Source organism: Sulfurimonas xiamenensis, from assembly GCF_009258045.1.
GTDB classification, from domain to species: Bacteria; Campylobacterota; Campylobacteria; order Campylobacterales; family Sulfurimonadaceae; genus Sulfurimonas; species Sulfurimonas xiamenensis.
On the sequence record NZ_CP041166.1, the window covers coordinates 36244 to 49363 of the forward strand.

15 protein-coding genes are annotated in these 13120 nt (G+C 36.3%); 4 read left to right on the forward strand and 11 right to left on the reverse strand.

Annotated features, from left to right (window positions below; genetic code table 11):
• Positions 1-28: 28 nt before the first annotated feature.
• A complete protein-coding gene (locus FJR47_RS00200) occupies positions 29-1528 on the reverse strand; it encodes a B12-binding domain-containing radical SAM protein (protein ID WP_152300239.1) in 1500 nt (499 codons plus the stop codon).
• Between the two features lie 220 nt (positions 1529-1748).
• Here FJR47_RS00200 and FJR47_RS00205 point away from each other — a divergent pair, with 220 nt between their 5' ends.
• A complete protein-coding gene (locus FJR47_RS00205; RefSeq protein ID WP_152298492.1) occupies positions 1749-2870 on the forward strand; it encodes an MFS transporter in 1122 nt (373 codons plus the stop codon).
• Here the strand turns inward: FJR47_RS00205 and FJR47_RS00210 are convergent.
• The 10 genes from FJR47_RS00210 to FJR47_RS00255 all read right to left on the reverse strand — a co-directional run bounded on the left by FJR47_RS00210 (position 2848) and on the right by FJR47_RS00255 (position 9779).
• Entirely contained in the window at positions 2848-3720 is an 873-nt protein-coding gene (locus FJR47_RS00210; protein WP_152298493.1) for a DUF481 domain-containing protein, read from the reverse strand. The two genes, FJR47_RS00205 and FJR47_RS00210, sit on opposite strands and share 23 nt — an antisense overlap.
• Entirely contained in the window at positions 3717-4547 is an 831-nt protein-coding gene (locus tag FJR47_RS00215; protein ID WP_152298494.1) for a mechanosensitive ion channel family protein, read from the reverse strand. Before FJR47_RS00215 ends, FJR47_RS00210 begins: the two co-directional genes overlap by 4 nt.
• A 34-nt stretch (positions 4548-4581) precedes the next feature.
• Positions 4582-5334: a DUF481 domain-containing protein gene (locus tag FJR47_RS00220; RefSeq protein ID WP_152298495.1), complete on the reverse strand. Its 753-nt coding sequence runs from the start codon at positions 5332-5334 to the stop codon at positions 4582-4584.
• Positions 5335-5351: 17 nt separating this feature from the next.
• On the reverse strand, positions 5352-5675 hold the full coding sequence (locus tag FJR47_RS00225; protein ID WP_152298496.1) for a DUF309 domain-containing protein: 324 nt from the start codon (positions 5673-5675) through the stop codon (positions 5352-5354).
• Positions 5662-5979 carry a hypothetical protein gene (locus FJR47_RS00230; RefSeq protein ID WP_152300240.1) on the reverse strand — a complete coding sequence of 106 codons (318 nt, stop codon included), beginning with the start codon at positions 5977-5979 and terminating at the stop codon, positions 5662-5664. Before FJR47_RS00230 ends, FJR47_RS00225 begins: the two co-directional genes overlap by 14 nt.
• Before the next feature lies 1 nt (position 5980).
• Positions 5981-6730 (reverse strand): metal ABC transporter permease, encoded by a 750-nt coding sequence (locus tag FJR47_RS00235; protein ID WP_152298497.1) that lies wholly within the window; start codon positions 6728-6730, stop codon positions 5981-5983.
• Positions 6727-7605, reverse strand: coding sequence for a metal ABC transporter substrate-binding protein (locus FJR47_RS00240; protein WP_152298498.1), 879 nt, complete (start codon positions 7603-7605; stop codon positions 6727-6729). Before FJR47_RS00240 ends, FJR47_RS00235 begins: the two co-directional genes overlap by 4 nt.
• Positions 7606-7607: 2 nt before the next feature.
• A complete protein-coding gene (locus tag FJR47_RS00245; protein ID WP_152298499.1) occupies positions 7608-8882 on the reverse strand; it encodes a hypothetical protein in 1275 nt (424 codons plus the stop codon).
• A gap of 60 nt (positions 8883-8942) precedes the next feature.
• Positions 8943-9215 carry a hypothetical protein gene (locus tag FJR47_RS00250; protein ID WP_152298500.1) on the reverse strand — a complete coding sequence of 91 codons (273 nt, stop codon included), beginning with the start codon at positions 9213-9215 and terminating at the stop codon, positions 8943-8945.
• Positions 9216-9278: 63 nt separating this feature from the next.
• Positions 9279-9779, reverse strand: coding sequence for a 2'-5' RNA ligase family protein (locus tag FJR47_RS00255; RefSeq protein ID WP_188093723.1), 501 nt, complete (start codon positions 9777-9779; stop codon positions 9279-9281).
• Between the two features lie 51 nt (positions 9780-9830).
• Between FJR47_RS00255 and FJR47_RS00260 the strand changes: the two genes are divergently transcribed.
• The 3 genes from FJR47_RS00260 (at position 9831) to FJR47_RS00265 (ending at position 13119) form a co-directional block, all read left to right on the forward strand.
• Complete coding sequence (locus FJR47_RS00260) at positions 9831-10289, forward strand: Mut7-C RNAse domain-containing protein (protein WP_152298502.1); 459 nt, start codon at positions 9831-9833, stop codon at positions 10287-10289.
• Between the two features lie 65 nt (positions 10290-10354).
• Entirely contained in the window at positions 10355-10501 is a 147-nt protein-coding gene (locus FJR47_RS09680; protein WP_188093724.1) for a hypothetical protein, read from the forward strand.
• Between the two features lie 35 nt (positions 10502-10536).
• Positions 10537-13119, forward strand: a complete 2583-nt coding sequence (locus FJR47_RS00265) for a cation-translocating P-type ATPase (RefSeq protein WP_152298503.1) — start codon at positions 10537-10539, stop codon at positions 13117-13119.
• Position 13120: the final 1 nt, after the last annotated feature.

Consider the following 13120-nt stretch of genomic DNA (forward strand, 5'->3'; position numbering starts at 1 on the left):
AATGATTATATCCAAAAAATATACGATATTAATGCTGTCTTTTGTTAAAACCAGAGGTTCCATCTTTACTCTTTGAGGTGAAGTTTTTAGCATATGGTTTTAGATAGTTTGGAATCGCTCTGCCTTTTATCTTCATTATATCTTCAAGCATATTTTTTGCAATAAGTTTTGCATCTGTTTTTTTAACTTCACAAAGGTATTTAAATAGGAGTTCACCCAGTCTTTGCAGTGAAATATGCCATGTGGAATCGGTTTGCGCATATATCCATAAACTAAAAGCATAAAAGTTTTTATATACACTTTCATTGTGCCAAAGAAGTTTTATGCTTTTTTTAAAATTGCCGCTGTTGTAAAAAAGATCCCAAAATCTTGAAAATCTTTTCATTATTTGAATATCCATAAAAGAGAGTGTAGAAGTTTGCAATACATCATAAGGAGGTATATTGCTATAGATCATGCCATGTTCTATATCATGACGATTGATGGAAGTGCCTGAGAGTTTTTTCAGTATTCCAATTTGTATCTCTGAATTGCTAAGAGAAATCAATTCATCAAGATTTGCTCCAAAACTCTCTAAATGTTCGCCCGGAAGACCTACTATGAGATCAAGATGCAGATGTGCATTGGTATTTTCTTCTAAAAATCGTATATTTTCTTTTATTTTGTCCAATTTTAGAGATCTTGAAATGTTTTTTGCAATCTGAGGGTTTAGAGTCTGTATTCCTATCTCAAGCTGAAGCGCACCGGGAGGAAATTTTGAAATTTTTTCTTTGAGCAATTGCGGAAAATGATCAGGTACAACTTCAAAATGTGCAAAATAGGGAGGTTTTTTTTGTAAAAAGAAATTAAGCAGGACATTTGCCGTTTTAATGTTGAGGTTAAAAGTCCTGTCAATAAATTTAAAGTTTCGAGCGCCTCTTTGCCAAAGCAGTTCAAACTCTTCTAAAAGTTTTTCCAAGTCAAATGCTCTTACTTTTTCATCTATAGATGAGAGACAAAATTCGCACTCAAAAGGGCAGCCTCTTGAAGCTTCTACATAGATATATCTGTTTTTTATATCATCATCCGTATAAAATCTGTATGGAAGAGAAATATCTTTGAGTGAAGGCATACTCATTTTTATAACTCTTTGAGAAGTTTTGCCATTTAGTATATTTTTACATAATTTATAAAATGCTTCGTCACCTTCACCCTGAATAATAAAATCGGCATCATCTAAATTTACTCGAAACGGTTCATGAGACACTTCCGGTCCCCCTAGAACAATCTTTATAGAGGGAGATATCTTTTTAATGATATGTATAAGTTCGTTCACTTGAGAGACATTCCAAATATAAACGCCTATGCCTATAATATCAGGAGTGTGAATAAGAAGTTTTTCTACAATAGTCTGTGTTGCATCGTTAATGCTAAATTCCAAGATTTTTGCATCATCTTGCAGCTCTTTGAGATTAGCATAGAGATATCTAAGCGCAATAGAAGTGTGTGCAAATCGAGAATTTAAAGTTGTTAATAAGATTTTTGCCATAATATGAAAGTGTAACATAATTATCCAACTCAAAAGGGGAGAAGGAGTGGATAATTAAAATAATTTATAAGTTATATATATCTCAAGTACGAAAGGGGTTAAACATAATTGAGATTTAAAATTATATTAATTATAAGTAAATAATAAGTAAATAATAAATTTTTACTATTTTTAATTTACTTGCTTGTCAGTTAAATCTATAATTAGGTTATAATCGCGTATGTCATTACTTTTAGCAGTTTTTTACTTTTTTTATTTTTCTATCATCGGTGTTTATGTAATATTTTTGCCGAAGGTTTTGTCTATAGCAGGCTATGGTGCAAGCGATATCGGCATCATATTTGCGGCGGCTCCGCTTGTGCGTTTTGTTGTCCCGTTTGCATTTATAAAAGGTCTTAAAATAAATGTAAAGAGCTTCAATGTTTCGCTTCTTATTATGTGTCTTAGTGCTGTTTCATTTTACTTTTCACTGGATAGTTTTTATAAACTTCTTTTTTCAAACATTACTCTTGGAGTTGGGCTTAGCATCGTTCTTCCTTATGTTGAGGTTATATCGCTTAAGCATTTAGGTAAAGAGGATTATGGCAAAATAAGACTTTTTGGTTCTGTGGGGTTTGTCTTGGTTGCTTTGGTGCTGGTAAAGTTTTTAAGTTCTCCTAGTGTCGCGCTTATTTATCTGCTTGTTTTAACATTTATTACATCGATTTTTGCTTATGTAATTGCAAAGAGGGCGGATGCTCTTTTACAGAGGAGCGAAGAGGTAACCAATGATATAAATCTTTTAAAAGATTGGAGATTGTGGGCGGGGCTTACGCTTATGCAGGTGAGTTTCGGCTCATTTTACAACTTTTTTACCATCTATGTTACCGACCATGGAATAACGCTGGATATTGCAGTGTATCTATGGAGCTTTGGAGTTGTTGTCGAGATTTTTATGCTCTATTTTCAAGGTGCGCTTCTTCGCAGAAACCTTCTTTTTATACTTCAATTTACTACATTTGCAACCGCTTTAAGATGGTTTATACTTTTTATATTTCCCGATAATGTGACCATGCTTTTTATATCTCAAGCTCTGCATGCACTCAGTTTTGCGCTATTTCACTCCGCAGCGATTAGCTATCTCTTTTATCTTTATAAGCATAAATCTTTGGCACAACAGCTTTTTTCAGGTATAACTTACGGTTTTGGGGCATTTGCCGGAGCTCTTATAGCCGGGTATGTATATGAGCTATATCCAAGCTATCTCTTCTTAAGTGCGACTCTCATCGCACTTATTGCAACATACTCTTTATATTTGTGGGGAATTAATTCAAAAAAGATTAATAATCTGCAATCAAATTAAAAGAAAACACTCTATCTGTAGAAGTTTTACCGGCTGCCGGTTCATTTATATAGTCAACATAGTAGTTTACACCTGCGGAAAAAATATCAGATATTTTAACTGCGAGAGAACTTTTTGAGTAGACGAAAAAATTGTCTGCATCAGAAAATTCTGATCTATAGCTAAGTGTTTGATTAAATTTTAGATTTTCTCTTATTTTTGCACTATAAACTGCTTGTACTCTGTATGCAGCATAAGAGTCGCTATATCCATCATTTTGATTGATGCTTCCCGCAGGAAATGGATATGAAACAGTATTGCCAAGCGTATCTTTGTATGTATCTTCAATATCATCATATGCATATAAAATATTTCCATCAAATGCCAACTCCTGTGTCTGAGTTTTCATAACTTTATATTTAGCACCCGGACCCGTATAAAACTGATAGTTAAAACCGGAAAATTTATCATCTTTATAGCCGGCTAGATAGTTAAAGGAAAATCTATCATTTATCATATAGTCATAGAGAAGTTCGCTTAAAAATTTGTTTTTGCTCTCGATACTGTTCTCTTCACCATATTGATAGAGCAGAGATAACTCTAGTGAGTGTTTGTCAAAACTGTTTTTAACTTTGGCATCAAGGTTAAAAGCTTCTGTATCTGTATTTCCTGAATTGACAATGTAGCCAAGCTCCGCATGTGCATTTAGAGTATAGCTTGGTTTTGGAAGTTGCGATTCAAGAGTTTTAATCTCTTCATTGATCTTTGCAACTTTTGCTTTTGCATTTGCTATTTCGTTTTTAATCTCTGCTTCACTTGCTGCTAAAGTACAAGCAGCAACAATAGATAGGCTTAATACCAGTTTTTTCATTTTTGTCCTTCTGTTTTTTGTTCTTGTAAGTGTATGCTCATTTGTGGGAAAGGAATCGAGATGCCTTTATCATCAAATGCCAGTTTTACCTTTTCTAACATATCAAAGTGAACATCCCAATACTCTTCTGTTTTTACCCAGACACGAAATACAAAATTTACACTATTGTCTGCCAATTCACCTACTGCCACAAAAGGAGCGGGTTCTTGCAAGACTCTTTTATCCTCTTTTATGATTTGCATTAAAGTCTCTTTTGCAAGTTTTAAATCATCATTATAGTCAATTCCAAAAACAAGACTTACTCTGCGCGTAGGCTTGTTTGAGTAATTTATTATGTTTGAACCGATGACTGAAGCGTTTGGAATCATTATTGTTTTATTATCCGGAGTCACCATTATGGTTGAGAAAAGATTTATCTCCTCTATCGTACCAGAAGCCCCGGCAGCATCTATATAGTCTCCAACATTAAATGGACGAAATATAATTATAAGTACTGCTGCACCGATATTTGATAGTGAATCTTTAAGTGCCAGACCGATAGCCAAAGATGCAGCACCAAATACAGCCAAAAATGATGTTGTGTTTATGCCAAGCGTATTTAATGAAGCCAAAATCACTACAATTAAGAGTGTAAAGTAGATAACATTTGCTAAAAATTCAGCCAATGTGCGATCAACATTTGCCTTTGTCATTATATTTTTCATAATTGTCATAATTTTTTTAACTATAAACTTACCGATAAAAAATATAGCTATAGCAACAATGATCTTTAATCCATACTCACTAGCATACATTATAGCCAAGTCAGTGTATTTTGATATATCCATTTTTAACTCCCTGTGTTTTTTAAATTATAGCGAATTAAAAATTAAAAATAAAAGATGTGTTTTGGGTGAAATCATATTTTTTTACGCCCAGAGGAGGCTCGCTGTCTGTGTTATAAGAGAGGCTGAATTTTAAAAATAGATTTTGATATATATTTAACTTTAGCTCTAGTTCGTGTGATTGTACATTGTCACTAAAATCATCAACTTTAGGTTGATAGTAAAGAGTATATGCGGCTGATGAAGTTTTATTGAACTCAATTGCATAAGAAAAATAGGAGTTTACTCTTACATTATCTTCTGTTGGGTCAATAATAGGATTCTCGTATCTTATATTTTCATAGAATATGCCGGCTCCAAAATAACCTTTGCCGTTTTTGAGAAGGTCAAAAAGTTTAAATCTTAGCCCAGCTCCGCCTAGTGCTCTACTGTTAATTTGTCTAAATTTATCATTTTGAAGTTGCGCAAATAGTTCAGCTCTAAGAGTTTCATCTGTAAGAGCATGAATATATCTTATATGTGAGAAGAGTTTATTTGTATTTTCTTCTCCACTCGCTTTGCCATAGGCTCCCGATACTTCAGCCCAAACAACATAGCTTGTATTGTTATCATATGTTGTTCGAAGAGATGCTTTGTAGCTGTCTGTATCTGTATTGCCTCTTGTTGTTTCCAAAGAAGTTTCAATGCTGTTTGAAAAGCCCGGTTTTTCTCCAATCTCTACGGGAGCAATTGATACCAATGCAAAGAGATATTGTGTTGTTATAAGTGTAATTAGTAGGTAAAATTTCATAACGCGAATTTTACCTGCTACTTTATAAAACTCTTCTTGATTTTCTCTATTTCATCTATGATTAGGCGGTATTTTTCTACATAAGGGGAGTTTATATGTTCAATCAAATCTCTGTACTTCAAGTAGTTATTCCAAACTTTTTTAGAGGCTTCTATTCTATTTTTTTTGTGAAGCTCAAAGCAGACGGAAGCGTTGATAAATCCTTTGAGAAGCCTTACTTCATCAGAGTCTTCGAACCTTCTCTCAAACCACAGAACCTCTAAATCTTCATGAGCATTGTAAAAGTTCTCGCTTCGCAGGTTTTTTATAAAGCTCTCTAGCTGTTTTTTATGTCTGCTCATCAGAAACCGTCATGTTCTTGCGCCAATATCCTCTTCCTCCATGAAGCGAAATGCAGTGATGTTTTGGAAACTTTTTTTTGTACTCTTCAAGTCTGTTAAGGGTTGCCTTTCCGGTGTCGCAATAAAATACAAAAACGCTTCCTTGCGGCTCCTCTTTTAGCTCAAAAGGGTTATAGATGAGAGTATCCGCATTTTCAATCGGTGAGAGAATAGTATCTATCAGCAATACTTTTACCCCCTCTGCTTCAAGCTTTTTTTTATTTTCTAAAAACTCTTTTTGCGTCCATTCGTTTGGAAATTTCATATTAACTTTCATATGCTTTTTTTGATGTTACTAAAACTGCAACCGCGGTTAAAAATGCGCCTAAAAAAACGATGCCATAGCCGGTCGGCAAGTCATAAAAATATGATAGTATAATCGCGCTTATACTAAAAAACCATCCAAAAAAGAAACTTCCGAGTAAAGGTTTTTTAAAGTTTAGTGAGAGTGCTACAAACGGCGGTGCAATAAGAAGCACAAAAACGACAAAAACTCCTGCAAGTGAAACAGATGAGGTGACGGTAATGGCAAGAAGCGAAAAGAATAGAAGCTCTTTTAAAAAGCCGCTGAGTTTCGGGTAGATAAAGTAGAGTCCAAGAGCGATAAATGCGTATATAACTCCGCTTTTTGCAACTTCAATGGGAGGAGTAAAGAGTATATCGCTGGCAAGCAGAGACTTGAAGTGCTCCATCCCCTCTGCAGAGTGGGAGAGAACCATCATGATGCCGCTTGCACCTAAAACATAAAGTATTCCGATAAACGCCTCTAAATGGAGTTTGCGCGTAGAAGCAAATGCTATAAGAAATGCACTCAAAAGAGCAAAACTAAGCGTTAGGAGGTAGAAATATTCTTCATGAAAATAGCCAAGACTTATAGATGAGCCAAGAGCTGCAAACTGCGCAATTGCAAGGTCGGTAAAGATGATACCGCGCTTTAATATCTCCATCCCGAAATAGGAGTGAAGCATCACCAGAATAATAACAAGAGCAATTGGTACAAGAAGAATATCTGTCATTTTATTGCACTTGTTAGATGATCAAAAAGCGCACTTAAGCTGTTTATGTTGTCCAGCGCTTCTATATCATGCGGCATTAAAACTATATTTATGCCTGTTTTTTGGCTTATAAAATCTGCTGTTTTTGTTGAGTGATAAACATCATGGAGTATGCAGCAAGGATTCTCTTTTTTTATAAGCTCAATCGTTTCTATGGTATGTCTTGATGAGGGAGGAATACCGGGAAGAGGCTCGATAGTGCCTATATTTATAAGTCCGTAGGCTTTGTTAAAGTAAGCTAAATTGTCATGAAATTGGATAACCTTTAAGCCTTTTTTATCGCTCATTTTTTGGCTCCACTCACTCATCTTTTGGTTCCACATCTTAGAAAAATCAGCATAGTTTTTTTCGTAAACCTCATAGTGTTTTTTATCTATAGAGATTAAAAAATTTTTTATGGTCTGTGCCAAAAACAGAATGTTTTGCGGGCTTAGATGAAAGTGCGGATTGCCATCGGGATGAATGTCGCCGTCTTTTCTATCTACTTCGCTTGGCTTGTTTATAAGCTCTATATGATGGGAAAGATTTAAAAATGTTGCAGAGGAGGGTGAAGTTTTTGGATTCCCCGCACGGTTTATAAGTGGAGGCAGCCAGCCGATCTCAAGCTGAGCTCCGTTCATGATAAGTGCATCGGCATTTCTCACTTTTGTAATAAGCGAAGGACGGGGAATAATAAAGTGCGGATCCCAGTTTCCCTTTGCCAAAACAGTAGTCGTAATATGCTCCCCGCCTATTGTTTTAGTAAGCGCCCCTATATAAGGGTAGCTTACCGCTATATTTAGATGAGCTAAGAGTGTTAGCGGCAGAAGCGTTAGCAGTGTTAGTAGTTTTTTCATGCTTAAAAACTATGTGCCGCGTGTGCGCCGATAGAGATATTTGCTTGAAGAATGAGAGTGTCGATTTTTTCTCTTTGACCATCTTCATTAAACATAGAGTTGTCGCGGCTGTACTGCAGTCTAAATCTTGCAAACTCGCTTGTATGGTACTCTACCATCGCTGTGTATTTGTCGAGCCCGTCTGGCTGTGGTTTATCTATATTGTCCGCTGTAACATCATTTTTTAATATTGCATCGTATCTAACACCCATTCTCCAGTTTTTATTGTGTGTGTAGATAAGCTGTGAGTAGAGACCGCTCTGTTTTTTATTGATATGAGGGGAGGTAAATGTGCCGTATAGATTGTACTGTGTACCGTCTAGCTCTCTTTGAAGATACTCTGTCTGCCACTTGATAGATTTGTAAGAGTCAATAGCATGCAAAACAACCAAATCGGCACCGTAAAGTTTTGAGTCGCCGCTAAACACATGTGGAGCTTCATGATCGCTGCTGTGATCTATCATTGAATCACCTTGAGCATAAGAAATTCCACCGAGCAAGGTTGTGTTGTCTATATCATGAGAAGCTTTTATATATCCAATGTAAAGTGAAGGTGCAGAAGTTCCCTCTATTTTATCTTCTTCTATAGTTGTGAATTCTTCTATATCAACTGATTCATTGCCGAACATCTGTTCGTTTTCTCCTTGAAGCACTTCAAATCCTGCCATAAGGTAAAAAGGAGTCGGAGCAGTCCACTGAATTTGCGCACCTGTTTCATTTATACCGTGCATTCCTAAAAATGCCTCATATACTAAAGGCATATCTGCAAAATCCCATGCATGGTGGTGTTGCTCATTTAGATAACCAAAGTTTGAGTTAAATTTTCCGCCTTTTACTTTTGTGCCGTGTCCTAAAGCGTTAGATGTAAAGTATAGCTCCTCTATCTCAACACCATTTTCTGAAAAGTGAAATACGCCATCCACCGTAAAAAATGGATCAGCGCTGCTTGAGAGCACAAGCTCTGCATAATTGAGGTTAAATCCGTTTTTTGCATTGTAAGTGGCATGTTCCGAATCTCCGTGAGAGTGCTCTCCCAAAAGGCCGTGGGCAATACCTGGAAGCTCTAAATGGGGCGCCTCGTCATCTTTTACACTTCTATCAACATATGAAGCGTCTAAGACCAAAGAGATATCTGGAATGAATTTTGACTGATCAAATGTTCTTTTTTCAACAGGAAGCACATCTGCCCCATAAACCAATGTTGCGCAGAGTACGCTTGATAATACTATTTTTTTCATAATTTTCTATCCTAATTATTTATAATTTTTTATTTTTGTAAGATTTTTTATTTTATTTTTTTAAGTTATGATAGTAGATGGAGGAGCGCGGTTTTGGTTTGAGTTTATTTTGGTAAATATATAAGAAAGCAGATTGTTTTGTGTGATTTTTTCAAAGTGAAAAAGTTCGATATCTGTTAATAATTGAACTGAATCGTCAGAAATTAAATTTTGGCTTACCGTACATATAAGACATGACGCGCTGTCGTTATGCTGAATGTGTTCCACTTCATGAACAGCGGCAAAGCTTGTGACAACAGCAAAAAGTAGAGATATAAGTATATTTAATTTCATCGACAAAATTTTATCATATTTTTGATAAAATTATCAAATTTTTATATATATTAAAAAATTATATTACTCAAATTTTTTAATGCTCTTATACTTGGAACCTTCGGGGGATAGGCAGTTTTGCATAAGTTCTAAAGTCGTTTCAATTTTTCCTATTTTCCTATTTTTATATCTATTTAAAACCTCTTTAAAAGCTTTAGTGTCATCTATTTTTTTCATTCTCATCAGTGTTACATGGGGAGTAAACGATGCAGTTGATTTTAGTGGAAAAAGAGTGCAAAGAGATGCATGAAGTTTATCGAGTGCATAGCCTTCAGGTTTAGCATAAAGTATTTTGTTATGAGAAAAAAAGTCTAAAGATGTCAGAGCTGAAGGTTGTGTTTTTTCGATAGAACGGGGCAGCATGTTTAATAGTTCTTCAATAGTATATATAGTCCCAAAATAACAAATTGTTACATGCAAATCTTCATCTCTAGCCCATTTACCTTTTATAATGCCAGAAAATTCTGATTTTAAAGTATCGTAATCATCAAGTTTTGCTTTTACAGCCAAAAATAGAGTATTCATAAGAATAAGTATAGCATAGTCTGCCGGATTGAGATAGGGTATAATATTTGTATGAAAATAGAAAATCCGCCTAAGTTTATCGCTGATTGTCATCTTGGAAAACTTACAAAATATCTTAGAATAATGGGTTTTGATACGCTCTATTTTAATACGATTGACGATAATGATCTTATTGAACTTGCAAATAGTGAGGATAGGATTATTTTAACGCGTGATAAAGGATTGCATGAACGAACGAAAGCGCCGACTTTTTATCTTGATGCAATAGATAATTTAAAACAGCTTCAAGAACTTCAAAGAGAGTTTGGAATAAAAGATTACTCTCTTGTACCCCGCTGCATTGTATGTAATACAGAGTTGCAAAAAGTGCAAAAAAGTGACATTGAAGCGCAGCTTCCGCCAAAAGTAAAAAAGTATTTTTCAGAGTTTGAAATATGCCCTACATGCAAACGCATATATTGGCATGGGGACCATTACAAAAGAATGATAGCTACTATTGATTCTATTTAGAGGATATAGTTTAAATTAAGCTAATACGCATTATCATATGAGTTATTGAAATTAAAGGATTTAAGATGGTTGATAAGAAAAAAGTTAAAAAAATTGTAAAAAAAGAGCTTAATGCTATGCTCAAAAAAGAGCTCAAACAAGAGATTAAAAAAAATATAAAAGATTTTAAAAAGAAAGAAAAAGCAGAAAAAAGTTCTAAGAAAAAAAAGTAAAGAGGTGTGTTTACCTTTTTTATAAATAGTATTTTATGTTTCACACAAAAAGCATAGAAGAGACTCTTGAAGATTTAGAGTGTAGTGTTGATGGCCTCAGCAAAGAAGAGGCTCGCTCTCGTACAAAGCATTATGGAAAAAATGTTTTAGCAGAGGGTAAAAAACGCACCCTGCTTAATATATTTATTGAGCAGTTTAAGAGTCCTGTTATCTATGTTTTACTTATAGCTACTGTTATATCGCTGGTCATCAAGGAGTTTAGTGATGCCGGTTTTATTATGGCGGCACTTCTCGTGAACGCCGTAGTCGGAACTTATCAAGAGTATAATGCCGGCGAGAGAGCTGACGCTCTGAAAAAAGTAATCAAGACTTATGCAAATGTCTTAAGAGATGGCAAAAAAGTTGAGATACTAAGCGAAGATGTCACTCTCGGCGATATAGTATTTTTCGAATCAGGTGTAAAAGTTCCTGCTGATATACGCCTTATAGAAGCAAATGATCTGCAAGTAAACGAATCGCTTCTTACCGGCGAATCTATCGAAGTAAGTAAAAATCCGCAATATATATCCAAAGATGAAAATGAACCAATAGGCGAGAGAAAAAACATGCTCTATGGCGGCTCTTTAGTTACAAAAGGGCGGGCAATCGGAGTTGTGGTGGCAATAGCCGAGATGACGGAAGTCGGTAAAATAGCCTCTCTTTTAGCAGAGGTAAAGATTGCAAAACCACCGCTAATGCTGCGCATGGAGAAGTTCTCTTTCAACATTTCCAAAATCATAAGCGGTGTCGCGCTGCTTATCATTATGCTCGGCGTTTATCAGGATATGCCGCTAAAAGATATCTTTTTCCTCACAGTAGCTCTTGCGGTATCTGCTATTCCGGAGGGGCTCCCCGTTGCTATTACAGTTGCACTGAGCGTCGCAAGCAGTGTTATGAGTAAGAGAAATGTCATTGTACGCAAGCTATCTGCTATTGAGGGGCTTGGTTCATGTACATTTATAGCAAGCGACAAGACCGGAACGATGACGCAAAACCGCCTAAGCGTTGAGCACTTTATCAGTCCCGATAAAACATATAACAGCAGTGAGGCAGTAGATGAGCATGTAGTTCTGAGTGCTCTTTTGTGTAATGAGTCAACTCATCGAAAAGAGGGTGATGAGTTTGTTTTCTTAGGCGATCAGGTAGATATAGCTTTAGCTAGGTATGCACTTGCTATTAATGAGACTCTTGTTAAAAAGTATGAAAAAGCAAAAGCAATCGCACTAACTCCTTATGAACCGGTCAATAAGTATTCAGCAGCAAGTTATGAGATTGAGGGCAAAAAAGTTGATTTTATCAAAGGCTCACCGGAGGTTATACTTGCAAAAAGCACACTTGGCGAGGATGAAAAAGAGTACACTTTAAAACAGGTTGATGAGTGGGCTGCTAACGGATTTAGAAATATAGCTTTGGCATACAGAATTAACGATAATAGCGCTATTGCGGAGGATGGATACACCTATCTTGGATTTGCAGCTATAACAGATCCTCTTAGAGAAGGGGTCAAAGAGGCTCTTCGCACTGCAGAAGAGGCGGGAATTGAAGTAGTTATGGTAACGGGTGATCATCCAAACACCGCATTTTATATAGCAAGAGAACTCGGCATCGCCATAAGCAAAGATGAGATAATAGACGGAGTGGCAATCGCTCATTGGATGGAGCGTGGAGCGCCAAAAGAGGAGATTGCTCATAAGCGTGTTTTTGCGAGAGTTTCTCCTCAGCAAAAACAGCTTATAGTAAAAACATTTCAAGAACTCGGTCACTTTGTGGCAGTTACGGGAGACGGTGTCAATGACGCGCCTGCACTCAAGTTTGCAAACATCGGTATAGCTATGGGTAAAAGCGGTACAGATGTTGCGCGCGAATCAAGCGACCTGATACTAACGGATGACCACTTCGGCTCCATCGTAAACGGTGTAGAAGAGGGGCGCGTAGCGTATGACAATATCCGCAAAGTCATCCATCTTCTTATAGCTACAGGATTTGCCGAGATAGTGCTTGTGCTTCTCTCAATCATATTTTTTATACCTATTCCGCTTCTGCCTGTGCAGATACTCTGGCTTAACCTTGTTGCAAACGGCATACAAGATGTAGCACTGGCTGTGGAAAAAGCGGAACCCGGAGTGCTAAAACGCAAGCCGCGCGATCCCAAAGAGCCTATATTTAACAAAACCATGATTAGCAGAGTAGTTGTAGGCGGTTTATACATGGGCATCTCGGCATTTGCTCTTTTTTATACGCTGCTTGAGTTTGGATATCAAGAGGAAGCGGCAAGAAATATTACACTGCTTATGATGGTGCTCTTTGAGAATGTACATACTTTTAATTCACGCAGTGAAAACAGCTCCATCTTTAAAATCAATCATGCCAGAAATATGCTTTTATGGATATCTGTTATCTCTGCACAGGGTATTCATATGATAGCTATGTATACACCTTTTATGCAGCCTATACTTAGCGTTGAGCCGGTTAGTTTGCAAATGTGGGCGACACTCCTTTTTATAGCTTTAACACTCACGGTGGTTATGGAGTTAGAGAAATTTTTCAGAGTCAAATTAACAGCGTCTAAAAGCTGTTAAT